Origin of the sequence: Yersinia sp. 2466 StPb PI (genome assembly GCF_041538325.1) — a bacterium.
GTDB lineage: Bacteria > Pseudomonadota > Gammaproteobacteria > Enterobacterales > Enterobacteriaceae > Yersinia > Yersinia enterocolitica_E.
Map to the genome: position 1 here is coordinate 4,072,378 of NZ_JAULSL010000001.1, position 18,982 is coordinate 4,091,359.

Sequence of the window (18,982 nt, forward strand, 5' to 3'; positions counted from 1 at the left end):
ATTTTCTACGCCAATGCCACCAGTTCTCTTGCCCAAGGTAGATAGAGCTGCTCATCCGCCTATTCTTATCAGCACTAAAAATGGGCGAATGTCAGGCTTATAGGTCTATATTCAACGCGCAACAGCCTCTATTATCGATACGTAACTGCCGGTATTTATGATGCGGTTTAGTTTCAGATCGGCTCCGGCGAGTATCACTTTCAGCTCAGCTTCGGGGCGTTCTCTCCCACCGTCAAAGCTCCCCATCAAGAGCAGATCCATATTTTTCCCGAAGTGAGGGATATTACCTTCAGGAATAATGGTATCCATAATGAGGACTTTTCCATTAGGAAGCATGGCCTTACGACAATTATGGAGTATTAGTGTTGTCTTTTCATCCGGCCAGTCATGAGTGATATATTTTAATAAGTAAAAATCTGCCGGAGGACATGATTCGAAGAAACTGCCAGGCTGGAGCCTCCATCTTGAGTCATCCCCCAGTTCACCAAGACGATGTCTTTCCAGCACCGGAGCTTGATCGAACAAAATACCGTGCAGTGTCGTATTAGCCTGTAATACTTTTAGCAGCAATCCGCCTAACCCTCCCGCAATATCAACAACGGTGGCATGGTCTGGGAAATGATAGCTACGTACCAGAGCCAGGTTTTCCACCGCCGACATCCCGGTGTGAAAATCATATTCAGGAGAGCGAGTCTGTGGTTGCGACCAGTATTCGAAGAACGACACACCATACAGTTGTTTAAAAGCAGAGTGGCCGCAAACGCTTTCAACGATATTCCCCTGCGGGCCCCAAAATGTCTCATCGGTTAACATCAGTACAGCAGAACGAAGCGAATGCGAGGTCGCTGCACACAAAAACTTAGCCGCTGCCCGCAGTGATGAGTTGAAAAAGATGGAAAAGCTGACAGAGGTAATCATTATAGATTAAAATTTTTTCTCTATTTATCGCGTAAAAACTAATGTTCACATGCGATTATCTGGCAGATTGAGTCATCTCACCCAATAATAATCTCTGTAGGAATATGATGGCAAAGATTGTTATGGTGATGTTTATAAATGGTTATCTTATGTTTCGCTTAGTATACTTATTGGCATGTTATTCATAATTCTGGTGTGAGCAATATGTCGACTTATGCTGTGCGTAGTGTCATTTGGGTTGGGATATACCTTTTTTTTATTCTGGCCCCTCTGTTGGCATTATTAACCGGTACATTACCCCCAGCTCGAGATTTCTGGACGGAGTTTTCGATTGCCCTTGGTTATGCCGGATTGGCAATAATGGGGCTACAATTTGGTCTGACTGCCCGTTTTCGTTATGTCACCGAACCTTGGGGTGAGGATATTATCTATCACTTCCACCGCCGAATCTCTTTGATTGCAGTCGGGCTGGTTATCGCACATCCCTTAATCCTGTTTGTTGTTCGTCCAGAGTTATTGGCACTACTAAACTCCTTCGACGCGCCGTGGCGAGCCCGTTTTGCCGCCCTATCAACCTATGCATTAATTGCTTTGGTTATTACCGCATTGTGGCGAGTTCAACTAAAAATACGCTATGAAATCTGGCATTTATCTCACATTATTCTGGCCGTAGTGGCGGTTGTTGCCGGGGTCATGCATATGGTTGGCTGGGGGTTTTACCTCGACGACCCATTAAAAAGAGCACTTTGGGTTGGCCTGATTCTATTTTGGTTTGGTTTGCTACTGTATGTGCGGATAGTCAAACCGCTGTTTATATTGCGACGCCCCTATCGCGTGGTAGCAGTACGGCAGGAACGGGGTGATACCGCCACCTTAGTAATGATGCCCGATGGCCATGACGGTTTTCGTTTCACTCCCGGACAGTTCGGTTGGTTAACCATTTGGGGTAGCCCGTTTAACATTACCGCCCATCCGTTCTCTTTTTCATCCAGCGCACAGGTGAGTGACGGGCGCGTGGAAATGTCGATCCGCAATCTGGGGGATTTTACCTCTAACATACCTAAAGTCCCCATCGGGCAACGGGTCTATTTGGATGGTCCCTATGGAGCATTCACATTAGGAAATCCGGCAGACATGCATGTTCTGGTCGCCGGTGGTGTTGGGATAACGCCAATGATGAGTATGTTGCGAACACTGGCTGATCGCGGTGACCAACGGCCAGCCCTGCTACTTTATGGCAGCAAAGATTGGGAATCGATCACCTTTCGTGAAGAGTTAGAAGCATTAAAATCACGGCTTAATTTGGTCGTGGTTCATGTGTTGTCGAACCCCGCGCCAGACTGGACAGGGGAAAAAGGATTCATTGATGCCGAGGTGTTCAAACGGCACTTGCCCCCTCCCTATGCCAGTCACGAGTATTTTATATGTGGCCCCAATGTCATGATGGATGCTATCGAGTCTGCACTGAATGAAATCGGTGTTCCTATGTCGAAGTATCATTCAGAACGCTACAGTTTTGCCTGAGGAGTTTACCGATGCGACGTCTATTTGCTGAACGTTTAGTGATTGCCACGGCTGTGGTTGTGATTATGGTGGCGCTGCTATTTGCCTGGCTGCGGGTGGCTGGGTAACAGCATAAAAGCGGTCAAGAGAGCGCACGCCACCAGATGGCAAACCGCACCTTGGCCGCACTGTATTGTTACCAAAACCCACAACTGACGTCATTGGCAGCAAAAATTGCTATAATGGGGCATGTTTAGTGTCGATATCGTCTTGCAAGTCCCCTTTATCTGGGGAATGACCTTACATCTACCCCTAACTCACCCGCGTGTAGATGTCGGTCGCCCTGCACCACAAGGTAACCCTGTTAAAACACTGCAACATCCATCAACGGGCCGTTTTATCGTCAAATGGCCGTAACCTCAAACTGTACAGACTTAAATAGGATCTAACTTACACAGAGCCAGGCCCACCCGCCTTTTCAGGTGTGTTCAACCGTCGTTGAGGCAGTTCAACGATATGGGTCTTGCCACAACTGAGATTAACTATGCTGACTCTGCTTCATCTGCTTTCTTCTGTCGCCCTGCTGGTGTGGGGAACACACATTGTTCGCACCGGTATCATGCGTGTTTATGGTGCCGATCTGCGCCGGGTTCTGAGCGCCAGTATTCAGAAAAAACCCACGGCTTTTATCGCCGGTATTGGTGTCACGGCGCTAGTACAGAGCAGTAATGCTACCGCGTTACTGGTTATCTCATTTGTATCGCAGGGGCTTATCTCCTTGTCGCCGGCCTTAGTAATTATGTTAGGGGCAGATGTCGGGACGGCGCTGATGGCGCGGGTGCTGACATTTGATCTCTCCTGGCTCTCACCGTTGCTAATCCTGGGTGGGGTTATTGTTTTCCTCGGTCAGCGCAAAAGTCGGATTGGTCAGATGGGGCGGGTAGGCATCGGTCTCGGGTTGATTATTCTGGCACTGCAACTGATTGTCACTGCCGCCGGGCCGATTACGCAAGCAACCGCCGTGCAAGCCATTTTTTCATCTCTGACCGGTGATACCATTCTGGCATTATTGATTGGCGCACTGTTCGCCATGATCAGTTATTCCAGTCTGGCCGCAGTATTGCTGACCGCCACACTGGCCGCTACCGGTTTAGTTCCACTAAATATCGCTCTCTGTATTGTGATTGGCTCTAATCTGGGCAGTGGTTTGCTGGCACTGATCAGCAGCCGTGGGCAGAATGCCATCTCCCGACAAGTGGTGCTGGGCAGCCTACTGTTTAAAGTGATCGGCTGTATTTTAGTCCTCCCTTGGGTCAATATGTTAGGGCAATGGCTCATTAGCCGTAATTTGCCCGCCGCCGAAGTCGTCATTTACTTCCACGTATTCTATAACCTGCTGCGCTGCTTGTTGATGCTGCCATTTGTTGGAGTGATGACTCGTATCTGTAGCCGATTAGTCAGCGATGACCAAACTACCCTACAACCCTCGGCCCCGCGCTACCTTGATATTACCGCCATCGATACTCCTTCGTTAGCCTTAGCAAACGCAGTGCGGGAAACCCTGCGAATGGGTGATGTGCTGGAGCAAATGCTCGTGCGGTTTAAAGAAGTACTGGAGGGGAATAAACAGCAAAAGCATGAAGTCAGTTTGTTGGAAGATGAAGTCGACATGCTGTATAGCGCCATTAAACTCTATTTAGCGCAAATCCAGCAGGATGAGTTGGGTGAGATTGATTCCCGTCGTTGGGCTGAAATTATTGATACGGCGGTTAATCTGCAACAAGCCGGCGATATTATTGGCCGCATGACTGCTGATGTGGCAGCCAAGTCACTCAATGCTCGTAAGCCATTTTCGGCCGAGGGGTTTGAAGAGTTAAATACCCTGCACACCCGTCTGGTAGCCAATCTGGATTTAGGAATGTCGGTGTTTTTATCCCGCGATATCAATAACGCCAAACGCCTACGTCGTGCCAAGCATCGTTTCCGTTTATTAAATCGCCGCTATTCTCACTCTCACGTTGAACGCCTGCATCAACAAAATGTGCAGAGTATTGAAACCAGCAGTCTGCACATGGGGCTATTAGGTGATATGAAACGTTTGAATTCACTGTTCTGCTCAACCGCATACCATGTGTTAGAAGTGCAGGAAGAGGCATTAGATTAAGGTAATAGCGGGGTTTACATTGAGGAAGGGGGCTATATACCCCCTCCCCTGATAAGCTATTTAGCGGCAAACAAGCAGATAGTTCGGGTTAACTCATACGATTTTACAAAGGAGCTAATTGGCAAAAATTCAAACGGTGAATGGAAGTTATGGGCTCCGGTGAAATAGTTTGGTGTCAATAACCCCTGAGTCGATAACGCTGCACCATCGGTGCCGCCACGCATTGGGATCACCTTAGGTTCGATATCCAACGCGGCCATGGCAGAGAAAATCAAATCAATCGCCTGGGTATCTTCACCTATAGAGTTGCTGATATTGCTGTAAACGTCGGTGACTGAATGGCTGATTTTCGCTCGTGGATACTTCGCTGCAATCTGTGTAACCACCTCACCAATTCGCTGTTTGCGTGCCTCGAATAACGCATTATCAAAATCGCGAATCGCAATCTTCAGTTTGGCGTGATTGGGGTTGGCAACCACATCAGTAAACCAGACATACCCTTCCCGCCCTTCAGTATGTTCCGGTGTTTCCTGTGGGTCGAACTGACTGATAATGTCATAAGCTACGCGGATAGGGTTGATCAGCACATTTTTGGCAGACATAGGATGAGCCGTTACCCCAACAATATCAATTTCGGCTGAGGCGGCGTTAAAGTTCTCAAATACCACCTCCCCCAGTTCGCAACAATCAATCGTGTAGGCGAAATCAACATCAAACCGTGCCAGATCCAACGCTTTGGCACCGCGCAAACCAATCTCCTCATCCGGCACAAATGCCACCACGATATCCCCATGGCAATCATCGGCACTCAGGTTCTCCAACAGCGTCATCACCACCGTGACCGCCGCTTTATTATCCGCCCCCAACACGCTGGTGCCATCACCAAAAATAATTTCTTCATCTTGGTAACGAAGGATTTCCGGGTGCTCTGATGTGCGCAGATAGATACCCTGTTCAGGATTCAGGCAGAGATCACTGCCGGTAAAGCGCAACCGCTGCGGGTGGATATCAGGCGATAAACCAACATCAACGGTATCAATGTGCGTAATGAAACCAATTCGTGGTGCGGCGGGTTGGTTGCCGGGTTTACGCGCAGTTACCGTCGCATAGGCATCAATGACGATATCTTCCAATCCTAACTGGCGCAGTTCTTCTGCTAACATTTGCGCCATCTTATGCTGCCCGACCGTGCTGGGTAGCGTCATTGACGCGCCATCACTCTGGCTGCTCACCGCCAGATAACGGAAGAAGCGTTGGGTCAGTTGTTCTGAGAGTGCCATTGTCATTTCTTATTCCTTATAGACTTAATTCATATCATCAGCATTGCAGGTAAACAGGGGATTAACTGCCAGCCGGATAGGTATACCCACTCTGGAATCCTAGCGGGATACCCAACCCCCAGAACAGATATAGCATCAGGGTTAATACAATGGTCAGCCCAAGAGTATAAGGCAACATCATGGCACAAAGCGTCCCAACCCCGGTTTTAGAGCAATACTGACGGCAATACATAATGATCAACGGATAGAAGGCAAACATCGGTGTCGAGATATTCACCGTTGAGCTAACACGGAAACTGGCCTGGGTCAGTTCAGGGGAGATACCAACTGCCATCAACATCGGGACTAATACCGGTGCCAGAATCGACCATTTGGATGAAGCCGATGTGATAATAATATCTAAGGCGCAAGACAGCAGAATCACCCCAAGAATAGTGAAACCGGCTGGCATTGCCAGGGTGCGCAGGAAATCCGCCCCAGAGATTGCCAACAACGTGCCGATATTGGAATGGCTGAATGAATAAAGAAACTGGGCGCAGAAGAAGCTGAACACTAAAAACGAAACCAATGAACGGGTAATATTTTCCATGCTGCTGGTAACGTCTTTGGTGCTTTTGAAGGTACCGGCACTAAAGCCATAAATCAGCCCGGGAATGGCAAACATAAAGAACAACAAGGGTACTATCGCCTGCATAATCGGTGCATCAGGGCGGGTCAGGCTGCCCTCGGGCGAGCGCAATAAGGAATTTTCCGGGTAAAGCGCAGCCGCCAGGCCAATCAGCATCAACAACATGGTCAACCCGGCTTTTTTAAACGCTTTACTCTCTTGAGCTGTCACTTTTTGCAGTTCATCACTGTTGTGGAGCACGCTGAGATCGTCATTTAATGGCATCGACTTAACCAGACGTGGCTCAACAATTTTCTCGGTAATAAACCAACACACCAAAATCACCGCAAAGGTACTGCCAAAGCTCAGGAAATAGTTACACAACACATTGACGTTATAACTCGGGTCAATTATATGTGCCGCACCTTGGGTGAAGCCCTGCATGATCGGATCGATAATCGATGGCGTGTAACTGGCAGAAAATCCGCCGGCCAAACCCGCGAAAGCGGCGGCGATGCCCGCCAACGGATGGCGACCACTGGCATAGAACATCATGGCAGACACTGGCATCAAAATAACATACGCCGAGTCAGATGCGACGTGACTCACCACCCCGATAAATATTACTGCGGGTGTCAAAATTCGTTGTGGCGTGACGTTAAGCATCTTTTTCAGCATCACCTGAATAAAGCCACTGCCCTCAGCAACCCCGATCCCTAACGTTGCCACAATAGTGATAGCCAGTGGTGGGAAGTTGATAAAATTTTTGACCATAGTGGTAATAAAGGTCACCAACTCAACGGGTGCCAACATATTAGTCACTTTAATCTGATCACCCGTCAGAGGGTGGTAATAGTCGAAATTGATAAATGACAATGCAAAGGAGAGCGCCCAGCACACACCCAATGCATAAATAAATAACATAGTGATATCTGGCATCGCATTACCGATACGCTCGATGGTATTCAGTATTCCGGTCTGCCGGTTTTCCTGCGGTTCTATAGCTGACATATCCTGTCCTTTCCCTGTAAAGCGGCCGAGGCCAAAACGGACAAGAAATACGCGTGACTTCCTGTCGCGAGAGAGTGATTGCGGGGTGTGGGAGAAAACAAAGCCAATATCTAACGGGGTGAAAAACTGATAAACCCTGTCAATACAAAACCAAGAGATCAAACTAACTTAATGAATAATATAATATTTTTATATTCAATTTTTTATAACAAAAATCTTAAATCGTCAATTTAATTTCATTACACATTTAATTTAATGCAATATTAAATACCATAATTTAAATAATGATATTGATTTAGCATCGTACAATACAGGAAACTCAGCTTAATAAGCTGCCAACAAAATAAATTCAAAATATAAAACCAAAAGAATCAACTACAGCCACCACTGTCATTAATATTTTTCAGTACAGCTTTAACCATAAAAAAACGGCACATACCTGATGATATGTGCCGTTAATGGCTTATAACGGCTGGTTTCAGTTAGAAATTATATTTAACCCCTAACGTGATACTGCTGTCGCTGTAGCCATTATTACCCACTTGCTGGCCGACATTACCCCACAGATTCAGCTTGTTATTGATCTGGCCTTCGACACCCAATTTCAACTCAGCAATATTGGCTGCACCCGCTTGCTTCACGGTTATACCATCGAGGGTGGTGCCAAAATCTTTGGTGTTATGGACCCAATTGGCCTCAACATATGGCTTAAATGCCGGAACGTTGGCTTTTTCAGCGGTAGGTATTGGGCTGATAAAGGCCTTCACACCCAAGCGGGTTTGAATGTTGTTATTCCCCTCGCCGGAGACTACTGTGCCATTGGTTTCTGTATGAGAATCGGCTTTCACTCCCATCCACACCACTTGAGCTTTTGGCTGAATAAAGTAATTTTGGTTAACGCTCTGGCCCACTTTGAAGGCATAGCCACTCTCGACCGCAGCAGTGAACCCTTTCGAGTCATATTTCTCGGTGGTGAGATCTTGTCCATCAACCTGATTATTAAACCAACTGTATTGCAGCCAGGTGTCAACATAAGCACCGGTATTATCCTGACTATCAGCAAACCATGTGCCATATACCCCCACACTGTAGCCATCTACCGAACCGTTGGACCGATAACCGGTTTCCTGTGCCACAGAAGAGCTGCTGCTATTGGCATAACCCGCCATAACCCCGACGCGCCACAGATCTTGTGTGTTGCGGCTCCATTGCGCCACATCACCCCCCAACTGCATCACATATCGGTTATCTTGCGTTTTCAATTCGCCACTGTCATCACGGGAACGGTTATGGCTGCCTTCATTGCGTAACCACAGGCTGGTCGTTTTCTCTTCACCCGTAAAGACATCGGTATACACTGTTTCACCGGAGCGATCAGCCAAACTGGTTACAAACATTGAGTTGGCCGCGGCCAGGTTCGCGGTATAACTTGCCGGTTCAGGGCGGCGCTCATCTGCTTGAGTGCGCAGATACCAGTCACCATCGGTCGGCGAGCTAACACCACCTTGATACAAGAAGTACTCATAGGCACCCGCCACAGCACGACCATTCAGGGTAAACTGCCCGGCAGAATCGCCACCGACATCAATGATTTTGATGCCCTCAGAGGTCCGCGCACCATTACCACCAATATTGTTCACGGTGACAAAACTTTGCCCTGCGGTATTGCCAGTAATCAACAGCCGATCGGTTACTGATGAATCACCGGCCAGAATAGTATTGAAGACCACAGTGCCGTTATCGCCGGTATAATTACCATCAATAATGAAGGTCCCGAAATCGCCGCCGGTTAAGGCATTTGGCATAATCAGGTTGCCACGGTTTTCCACATTCCCTGTCACCTGGCCGTATCCACCTAATGAGCCGGTGTTAGTAATCAACACGTCACTGACCAGATTGACGACATTGGATGCCAGTGTGGCCACCAATGTACGGGCCAATGGTGACTCATTCACCGTCAGGGTCGAGGTGGCTGTTGAACTGCCCAGTTGCAGCAAACCGTTTTCAATCGTCGTCAAACTGGCACTGACTGTACCACTATCAATTTTTACCGTGCCGCTGCCACGTTTAACCAATGTACCGCTACCGCTGATCGCGTTGGATAAATTCCAGACTGACGCCGTATCCAAGATTAGCTCACCGTTGTTTGCAACACTGCTGCTCCCCAGATTGCCTGCATTATTGGCGGTCAACACCGTCCCTGCGTCAGTGGTAAATAAGCCCGAATAGCCACTATTGTCTGCGGCCAGTTGGACATTGGCACTGTTGGAAAGTTGGACGTTGCCGCTACCCGCCAACGCGTTCAGCAGCTCCCCGCTGGTATTATCCAGATTAAGCAGGCCGTTATTGTTAATCGCTCCCGAGCCTAGCCCTTGGACCTGATACAGATGTGCTGTCGCGCCACTGGCAATGTCAGTGCTGCCAGTAAAACCACTATTAGCTTGAGTGATACTCAGTAAACCGCCGGCCAGATCCAGCTCACCAACGCCCGTCAATACGCCATCAACCTGCCCGCCATTAGTGACGGTTAACTTGCCGCTATTGAAGTCCAATGTACTGCCGGTTTCAGTGGCTAACTGACCCACCGTCTGCTGAGTCCCGTTGAGATCCACATTCGTCGCCGTGCTCATCGCCAGCAGAGAAGTTTGCCCCAGTGCTGAATCCGCAGCCAGACGGACATTGCCTGCACGCACCCATGTCGCGCCGGTATAGCTGTTGGTCGAATTCGATAACGATGCAATGCTGCCGTCATTAGCGGAAACAAAGGCCAGGTCGCCACTGCCCGTCACCTGAGCGGAGAGATCATTAGCCTGTGTACCATTGTTTGCCAAGGTTGCCGTTAATATCAGCGCGTCATTACCTGTGCTCTGCAACTCCAACGCCTTCAGCCCATAATTGACGTACAACCCATCAAAACCGGTCCCGGTGGTCATGCCGTAATTAAACGAACCCAGTGCCGCCGGTGAGAGTGCACCAGGGTTAGAAATAGACTGATAAACGGTCGCACTTAACGGGTCACCAAGTGCATCAGATAACGTCAGCTCATGCCCGGTTCCGGTCGCAGCGCCGGAGGCCAAGGTCACAATGATCTCCCCTTCATCCAGTTGCATCACCGACAAACCGCCAAGATCTGGTGTGACATTCGCTGGTAAATTAACCCGAACCTCACCGCCACCGGTGGTATCGATATTATTCGCCGTGAGGGTTCCTAAGGAGCTGATGATACCTGAGTTATCCACCAGATTATTAAACAGCAACGTACCGCCATTGAGCGCCAGCCCACCGATATTCTGTACACCGTCGGCCACGGAGGCCAGACTGCCGCTGGATAATTTCAGTGTGGAATTCGTCAACGCTGTTGTATTCAAACCATCGATATTGAAAATGGTATTTTGCAAATTCACAATGCCGCTGAACGCACCGCCCACTGAAGAGCCGAAATCAAATGCCGTGCTGGCATCATTCTTCGCCACATTCAGTGTGCCGCTGCCGGTCAGTGCATGGTCAAACAGCGCGATATCAGCCAGATTCAAGGTGGCATCCGTGATATCCACCGTGACCGCATTGTCCACACTGTTGGTGTTATTCAGGGTCACATCACTGCTGTCGGTGACCTGCAAGATACCGCTGCCGGTGACCGTATTGCCAAAGATGCCGTTAAAGCCGCTCAGCGCCAGAATATCCTGTGCGCCCGCCAGGGCCACAGAGGAAGCAGCCCCCAGATTATTGGTTGAGGCCACCGTCAATTTACTGCTGTCCGCCAGCGCATACTGACCGAGGAAGCCACTGTTATTGCCGGTCAGCGACACATTCGCACCATTGTTGATATCAACAGTTGAATCCGCCACGCCGCTGAGAGCATTGGCAACCGCGCCGCTAAGGCCGTTCAGCACCAGATTGGAGGTGGCGGTATCCAGATTCACAGTAGCGGTTGAAGCGCCGAGATTACTGGCCTGCGTTACCGTTAATGCCCCTGTGGCACCGATATGGTGTGCGCCGCTAAAGCTATTCGTGCCGGTCAGGGTCACCGCAGCGTTGGTATTGATGTCGCCCGTGCCACTCAGCACATTGGCCAGTGCCGCATTGGCCCCGTTCAGGTTTAAATCACCCAGCACATTAATGGCACTGCTGCCCAGTGTACCGGCCCCGTTCAGGGTTGCCGACGCGCCCGACGCAATCAGGGTCTGGCCGCTTAAGCCGCTGTTAGCACCACTGACTGCCAAGTCACCGCCGTTGATGTTCAGAGTACCCGCACCAGTCAAACCGCCGGTCGCGGTTGATACTCCGCCCGCCGCCAGGTTCAGTGTGCCGCCCGCAATATTCAGGCTATTGCTGTTGGTCAGCGCCCCTGTACTACTCAGTACGCCGCCCGTACCCAACGTTACCGTACCAGCATTGGTCAGTGCGCCCACGGTTTGAGTGTGACCGTTGATGTTGGCGCTGGCACCGCTGGCGATATCCAGTAATGACGTCTGACCAAAGGCACCGTTAGCCCCCAGGATCAGCTCACCGGCATTGACCGTGGTCGTGCCCTGATAGCTGTTACTGCCGTTGGCCAGCGTCAGCGCCCCATTGGTGGCATCCACCTGCAAACCACCCACCCCTGATACCAGTGCATTCAGCTCTTTATTCGAGGTCGCGCTGCTGTCTGTTGCCAGCAACAAAGCATCGGCACCGTCCGTTAACAGTTCCAGCGCGCTCAGGCTGTAATTGACATACAAACCATTACCACCGCTGCCGTTGCTGCTGGTCAGACCGTAATTATGGGTGGCATTCGCTACCGTTGTCCCGCCCTGCAAGATGGCAGAGACCACGCCTTGCGCGGTGTCCGTGACCGTCGTACCGTTGATCATCAGATTAAGACCGCTGGCCGCCCCACTCACCGTACCGGCATTAATCAGCGCCAGCATAATATCGCCCCGATCCTGATCGAGGATCGACAGATTCGGTGCCAGCACCGGATTCTGGTTAGTCCAACTGTCAGTGCCCGTCACGCTGATGGTGCCGCTGTTCAGCGCCAGATCAGTGACCGTCACCACACCGCTGGCCTGTGACTGCGGCGCTGCCCCGTCAAAAATCAGGGTGCCGCCACTCAGATCCAAGCCGTGCAACGTGCGATCATCCGTACCAACGGTGGTCACGTTATTGGCTGAGAGTTTCAGTGTGGCATTTGCCAGCGCGGCTGTGTTGCCCGCGTTTAACGCAAAGGTCGAGTTGGTCAGGTTCACAATGCCACTGAATGCGCCGCCCACTGAAGAGCCGAAATCAAATGCCGTGCTGGCATCATTCTTCGCCACATTCAGTGTGCCGCTGCCGGTCAGTGCATGGTCAAACAGCGCGATATCAGCCAGATTCAAGGTGGCATCCGTGATATCCACCGTGACCGCATTGTCCACACTGTTGGTGTTATTCAGGGTCACATCACTGCCGCCGGTGACCTGCAAGATACCGCTGCCGGTGACCGTATTGCCAAAGATGCCGTTAAAGCCGCTCAGCGCCAGAATATCCTGTGCGCCCGCCAGGGCCACAGAGGAAGCAGCCCCCAAATTATTGGTTGAGGCCACCGTCAATTTACTGCTGTCCGCCAGCGCATACTGACCGAGGAAGCCACTGTTATTGCCGGTCAGCGACACATTCGCACCATTGTTGATATCAACAGTCGAATCCGCCACGCCGCTGAGAGCATTGGCAACCGCGCCGCTAAGACCGTTTAGCACCAGATTGGAGGTGGCGGTATCCAGATTCACAGTAGCGGTTGAAGCACCGAGATTACTGGCTTGACCGACGCTCAACGTACCGGCAGCACCGATATGGTGTGCGCCGCTAAAGCTGTTAGTGCCGGTCAGGGTCACCGCAGCGTTGGTATTGATGTCGCCCGTGCCGCTCAGCACATTGGCCAGTGCCGCATTGGCCCCGTTCAGGTTTAAATCACCCAGCACATTAATGGCACTGCTGCCCAGTGTACCGGCCCCGTTCAGGGTTGCCGACGCGCCCGACGCAATCAGGGTCTGGCCGCTTAAGCCGCTGTTAGCACCACTGACTGCCAAGTCACCGCCGTTGATGTTCAGAGTACCCGCACCAGTCAAACCGCCGGTCGCCGTTGATACTCCGCCCGCCGCCAGATTCAGTGTCCCACCCGCAATATTCAGGCTATTGCTGTTGGTCAGCACGCCGCTGCTCAGCACCCCGCCCGTGCCCAACGTTACCGTACCAGCATTGGTCAGTGCGCCCACGGTTTGAGTGTGACCGTTGATGTTGGCGCTGGCACCGCTGGCGATATCCAGTAATGACGTCTGACCAAAGGCACCGTTAGCCCCCAGGATCAGCTCACCGGCATTGACCGTGGTCGTGCCCTGATAGCTGTTACTGCCGTTGGCCAGCGTCAGCGCCCCATTGGTGGCATCCACCTGCAAACCACCCACCCCTGATACCAGTGCATTCAGCTCTTTATTCGAGGTCGCGCTGCTGTCTGTTGCCAGCAACAAGGCATCGGCACCGTCCGTTAACAGTTCCAGCGCGCTCAGGCTGTAATTGACATACAAACCATTACCACCGCTGCCGTCGCTGCTGGTCAGACCGTAATTATGGGTGGCATTCGCTACCGTCGTCCCGCCCTGCAAGATGGCAGAGACCACGCCTTGCGCGGTGTCGGTGACCGTCGTACCGTTGATCATCAGATTAAGACCGCTGGCCGCCCCACTCACCGTACCGGCATTAATCAGCGCCAGCATAATATCGCCCCGATCCTGATCGAGGATCGACAGATTCGGTGCCAGCACCGGATTCTGGTTAGTCCAACTGTCAGTGCCCGTCACGCTGATGGTGCCGCTGTTCAGCGCCAGATCAGTGACCGTCACCACACCGCTGGCCTGTGACTGCGGCGCTGCCCCGTCAAAAATCAGGGTGCCGCCACTCAGATCCAAGCCGTGCAACGTGCGATCATCCGTACCAACGGTGGTCACGTTATTGGCTGAGAGTTTCAGTGTGGCATTTGCCAGCGCGGCTGTGTTGCCCGCGTTTAACGCAAAGGTCGAGTTGGTCAGGTTCACAATGCCACTGAATGCGCCGCCCACTGAAGAGCCGAAATCAAATGCCGTGCTGGCATCATTCTTCGCCACATTCAGTGTGCCGTTGCCGGTCAGTGCATGGTCAAACAGCGCGATATCAGCCAGATTCAAGGTGGCATCCGTGATATCCACCGTGACGGCATTGTCCACACTGTTGGTGTTATTCAGGGTCACATCACTGCTGTCGGTGACCTGCAAGATACCGCTGCCGGTGACCGTATTACCAAAGATGCCGTTAAAGCCGCTCAGCGCCAGAATATCCTGTGCGCCCGCCAGGGCCACAGAGGAAGCAGCCCCCAAATTATTGGTTGAGGCCACCGTCAATTTACTGCTGTCCGCCAGCACATACTGACCGAGGAAGCCACTGTTATTGCCGGTCAGCGACACATTCGCACCATTGTTGATATCAACAGTCGAATCCGTCACGCCGCTGAGAGCATTGGCAACCGCGCCGCTAAGGCCGTTCAGCACCAGATGGGAAGTGGCGGTATCCAGATTCACAGTAGCGGTTGAAGCGCCGAGATTACTGGCTTGACCGACGCTCAACGTACCGGCAGCACCGATATGGTGTGCGCCGCTAAAGCTATTCGTGCCAGTCAGGGTGATGGCAGCGTTGGTATTGATGTCGCCCGTGCCGCTCAACACATTGGCCAGTGCCGCATTGGCCCCGTTCAGGTTTAAATCACCCAGCACATTAATGGCACTGCTGCCCAGCGTACCGGCCCCGTTCAGGGTTGCCGACGCGCCCGACGCAATCAGGGTCTGGCCGCTTAAGCCGCTGTTAGCACCACTGACCGCCAAGTCACCGCCGTTGATGTTCAGAGTACCCGCACCAGTCAAACCGCCGGTCGCGGTTGATACTCCGCCCGCCGCCAGATTCAGTGTCCCGCCCGCAATATTCAGGCTATTGCTGTTGGACAGCACGCCGCTGTTCAGCACCCCGCCCGTGCCCAACGTTACCGTACCAGCATTGGTCAGTGCGCCCACGGTTTGAGTGTGACCGTTGATATTAGTATTAGTACCCGCCGCGGTTGTTAATCCAGAGGTCTGTCCCAGCGCATTATCGCTGCCCAGATTCAAGATACCGCCATTCACCAATGTGCTACCGGTGTAATCGTTCGTGGCATTGTTCAGCGTCATTTCGCTGTTATCCGCGCCAATAGCTAAATTACCCGTACCAGTCACTTTCGCCAGCAAGGTGTGATCAGCATTCACCGCGCCCTGTGACGTCAGCGTCAAACTTTGGCCGGAAAGTAACGTCAACTGAGTCAGACTTGACGTCACACTTAAGCCACCGCCATTGCCCGATAATCCGTAGTTATAAAGTGCCTCAGCAACTATATTGCTCCCCTGAGTAATATCTTCAGTTGTGCCATTACCCAGGCTATTACCCAAACTGTCTTGTAATGTCAGGAGCGCCAACTCAGGTGTAGAGAGCGTATTATTACTGCTGATTAATTGGGCTGAACTGCCAGTGTCCTGATCAAGTAAATTCCCGCCAGTGGTGAGAGCCGGATCAACTTGGATGATACTGCTATTCGTCACCGCCAACGTGTCAGTGACGATTAAGCTGCCAGAGCCAAATACTGTCGTCGCACCATTTAGGGTAAAGTTACCCAGTATCTGATTGCCACTGCCTACGGTCATCAACGTACCGCCAGAGGCCACAAACAACGCATTGCCCAATGTGCTGGTATTATCGCCACTCAGGGCAAAAACAGTGTTTTCCATATCAATCGTACCGGCGAATGCCGTGCCAGTATTAACACCAAAATTGAAAATGTTATTGGCAGTATCAATGTTCAGCGTGCCAGTGCCGGTCAGTGCATGGTCAAACAGCGCGATATCAGCCAGATTCAAGGTGGCATCCGTGATATCCACCGTGACCGCATTGTCCACACTGTTGGTGTTATTCAGGGTCACATCACTGCTGTCGGTGACCTGCAAGATACCGCTGCCGGTGACCGTATTACCAAAGATGCCGTTAAAGCCGCTCAGCGCCAGAATATCCTGTGCACCCGCCAGGGCCACAGAGGAAGCAGCCCCCAAATTATTGGTTGAGGCCACCGTCAATTTACTGCTGTCCGCCAGCGCATACTGACCGAGGAAGCCACTGTTATTGCCGGTCAGCGACACATTCGCACCATTGTTGATATCAACAGTCGAATCCGCCACGCCGCTGAGAGCATTGGCAACCGCGCCGCTAAGACCGTTTAGCACCAGATTGGAGGTGGCGGTATCCAGATTCACAGTAGCGGTTGAAGCACCGAGATTACTGACTTGACCGACGCTCAACGTACCGGCAGCACCGATATGGTGTGCGCCGCTAAAGCTGTTAGTGCCGGTCAGGGTCACCGCAGCGTTGGTATTGATGTCGCCCGTGCCGCTCAGCACATTGGCCAGTGCCGCATTGGCCCCGTTCAGGTTTAAATCACCCAGCACATTAATGGTACTGCTGCCCAGTGTACCGGCCCCGTTCAGGGTTGCCGACGCGCCCGACGCAATCAGGGTCTGGCCGCTTAAGCCGCTGTTGGCACCACTGACCGCCAAGTCACCGCCGTTGATGTTCAGAGTACCCGCACCAGTCAAACCGCCGGTCGCCGTTGATACTCCGCCCGCCGCCAGATTCAGTGTCCCGCCAGTGATATCAAGGATACTGCTGTTGGACAGCACGCCGCTGTTCAGCACCCCACCCGTGCCCAACGTTACCGTACCAGCATTGGTCAGTGCGCCGACAGTCTGGCTGTGACCATTGATATTAGTATTAGTACCCGCCGCGGTTGTTAATCCAGAGGTCTGTCCCAGCGCATTATCGCTGCCCAGATTCAAGATGCCGCCATTCACCAATGTGCTACCGGTGTAATCGTTCGTGGCATTGTTCAGCGTCATTTCGCTGTTATCCGCGCCAATAGCTAAATTACCGCTACCAGTCAGTTGAGCAGTCAGCAGTTTATTGGTATCCAATGCGCCCTGTGACGTCAGCGTTAATGTCTGCCCGGAGATTATTGCCAACCGAGTCAGCACAGAGGTTATGCTCAAGCCGCTACCGACGCCGGATAAGGTATAGTTATAAAGGGCTTGTGCTACCGTATTCGCCCCCTGAATAACACTCATTGAAGTATCAGGACCTAAACTCGCACCCGACAAATCCATGAGTGTCAGTCGCGCCAAATCTGTTGCTGATAGGGTATTGCTACTGTCAATTAATTTGACTGAGCTGCCAGTGTCTTGATCGAGTATGTTTCCGGCGGTACTCATGGCCGGATCGACTCTGATATTGCTGTCGTTTGTTACCGCCAACGTGTCGGCAGTAATTAAACTGCCATTAGAAAATGCAGAGGTACCGCCGTTGAGAATAAAATTACCTATCGCCTGATTGCTATTATCCACCGCAACCAGAGCCCCCGCAGACGCAATAAAGGAGGCATTGCTCAATGCGGCTGTATTATCACCACTCAGGGTGAAAACAGTGTTTTTCATATCAATCGTACCGGCGAATCCCGTGCCTGTATTAGCACCAAAATTGAAGGTGTTATTCGCGGTATCAATATTTAATAAACCGGTTCCCAACAGGGAGTTGTTATACGTAGCCACACCATTCAAATTCAGTGTGCCATCCAGTGAAAGGTTACTCGTCCCCAACTGATTGCTGTTGCTGACTGTTAGAGTACCGCTCTGATTCACTTGCCAATCGCCAGCAAAAGTACTGGCCTGGCTCAACGAAACATTAGCACCGTTATCAACAATGGCTAAACCATCCCCGCCGGCAACATGGCCTAATGAGGCGTTCAGTGTGCTATTGAATGTGCTGCCAAAAAGTAACTCGCTACTCGCGCTGATATTAATTGCCCCGCTACCGACGTTATCGTCAGAATTCAGGGTAATTTGGCTATCGATAAGATTGATATTAGTAAAGCCCTGTAACGACGTACCACTCGCCAGAGAATCAAATGAGTTATTGAAGTTCAGGGTATTTGAGCCACTACCGGCATTTAGAGCACCTAAATAAGTGCTCCCCAGCGTCATATTATTAAGAGTAAAAGTATCGTCGCCTGTGCCTGTTGTAATGGAGGATACCTGTGCGCCATTCTCGATAGTGACATTGTTATTCCCGTCACCCAGATTAATCGCACCATTACTTTGCGATGTGCTACCAAGAGCTAATGTATCGCTGCCGGAACCTGTGGTTAATGATCCATTCAATATCGAGTTATTATTGATTATATTTGCCGCTGTTCCGGCAAATGTCACCGCACCATTAATCGTCCCGTTATTATTCAATGTCTTTGCAGTGGTGCCTGCGAAATTAATCGCCGTTGCACCCGTTGCATTGATCAGGGTATTCGCACCAATAGTGGTCGCCGTTACTGCACCATCGGCTACTTGCAGCCCGGTGCCAGCACTGTCGGTCACATTAATGTCCAAATACGCA

The 18,982-nt window shown here is 51.2% G+C and carries 7 protein-coding genes; 3 read left to right on the top strand and 4 right to left on the bottom strand.

What is annotated here, in order from left to right; genetic code table 11:
* Nucleotides 1-111: 111 nt before the first annotated feature.
* The gene (locus tag Q2T72_RS18500; RefSeq protein WP_372569635.1) at nt 112-918 is read right to left on the bottom strand and encodes a methyltransferase; all 807 of its coding nucleotides are present in this window, start codon (nt 916-918) and stop codon (nt 112-114) included.
* Nucleotides 919-1,122: 204 nt separating this feature from the next.
* On the opposite strand from Q2T72_RS18500, the gene Q2T72_RS18505 reads away from it, so the two are divergent.
* The 3 genes from Q2T72_RS18505 (at nt 1,123) to Q2T72_RS18515 (ending at nt 4,585) form a co-directional block, all read left to right on the top strand.
* On the top strand, nt 1,123-2,442 hold the full coding sequence (locus tag Q2T72_RS18505; RefSeq protein ID WP_083162517.1) for a ferric reductase-like transmembrane domain-containing protein: 1,320 nt from the start codon (nt 1,123-1,125) through the stop codon (nt 2,440-2,442).
* A gap of 228 nt (nt 2,443-2,670) precedes the next feature.
* Nucleotides 2,671-2,838 carry a hypothetical protein gene (locus tag Q2T72_RS18510; protein WP_193784775.1) on the top strand — a complete coding sequence of 56 codons (168 nt, stop codon included), beginning with the start codon at nt 2,671-2,673 and terminating at the stop codon, nt 2,836-2,838.
* 127 nt (nt 2,839-2,965) lie between these two features.
* Nucleotides 2,966-4,585 carry a Na/Pi cotransporter family protein gene (locus Q2T72_RS18515; RefSeq protein ID WP_083162515.1) on the top strand — a complete coding sequence of 540 codons (1,620 nt, stop codon included), beginning with the start codon at nt 2,966-2,968 and terminating at the stop codon, nt 4,583-4,585.
* Nucleotides 4,586-4,641: 56 nt separating this feature from the next.
* Here Q2T72_RS18515 and pepT read toward each other — a convergent pair whose 3' ends face one another.
* The 3 genes from pepT to Q2T72_RS18530 form a co-directional block, all read right to left on the bottom strand.
* The gene (gene pepT, locus Q2T72_RS18520; RefSeq protein ID WP_083162513.1) at nt 4,642-5,871 is read right to left on the bottom strand and encodes a peptidase T; all 1,230 of its coding nucleotides are present in this window, start codon (nt 5,869-5,871) and stop codon (nt 4,642-4,644) included.
* Between the two features lie 55 nt (nt 5,872-5,926).
* The gene (locus tag Q2T72_RS18525) at nt 5,927-7,483 is read right to left on the bottom strand and encodes an AbgT family transporter (RefSeq protein WP_083162511.1); all 1,557 of its coding nucleotides are present in this window, start codon (nt 7,481-7,483) and stop codon (nt 5,927-5,929) included.
* Nucleotides 7,484-7,965: 482 nt separating this feature from the next.
* Nucleotides 7,966-18,963, bottom strand: coding sequence for an autotransporter outer membrane beta-barrel domain-containing protein (locus Q2T72_RS18530; RefSeq protein WP_372569636.1), 10,998 nt, complete (start codon nt 18,961-18,963; stop codon nt 7,966-7,968).
* Between the last annotated feature and the right edge of the window lie 19 nt (nt 18,964-18,982).

What these genes read in the sequence shown, in the direction of transcription:
- Q2T72_RS18500 (WP_372569635.1), bottom strand. Translation starts at nt 918, where the DNA reads ATGATTACCTCTGTCAGCTTTTCCATCTTTTTCAACTCATCACTGCGG.
- Q2T72_RS18505 (WP_083162517.1), top strand. Translation starts at nt 1,123, where the DNA reads ATGTCGACTTATGCTGTGCGTAGTGTCATTTGGGTTGGGATATACCTT.
- Q2T72_RS18510 (WP_193784775.1), top strand. Translation starts at nt 2,671, where the DNA reads ATGTTTAGTGTCGATATCGTCTTGCAAGTCCCCTTTATCTGGGGAATG.
- Q2T72_RS18515 (WP_083162515.1), top strand. Translation starts at nt 2,966, where the DNA reads ATGCTGACTCTGCTTCATCTGCTTTCTTCTGTCGCCCTGCTGGTGTGG.
- pepT (WP_083162513.1), bottom strand. Translation starts at nt 5,871, where the DNA reads ATGACAATGGCACTCTCAGAACAACTGACCCAACGCTTCTTCCGTTAT.
- Q2T72_RS18525 (WP_083162511.1), bottom strand. Translation starts at nt 7,483, where the DNA reads ATGTCAGCTATAGAACCGCAGGAAAACCGGCAGACCGGAATACTGAAT.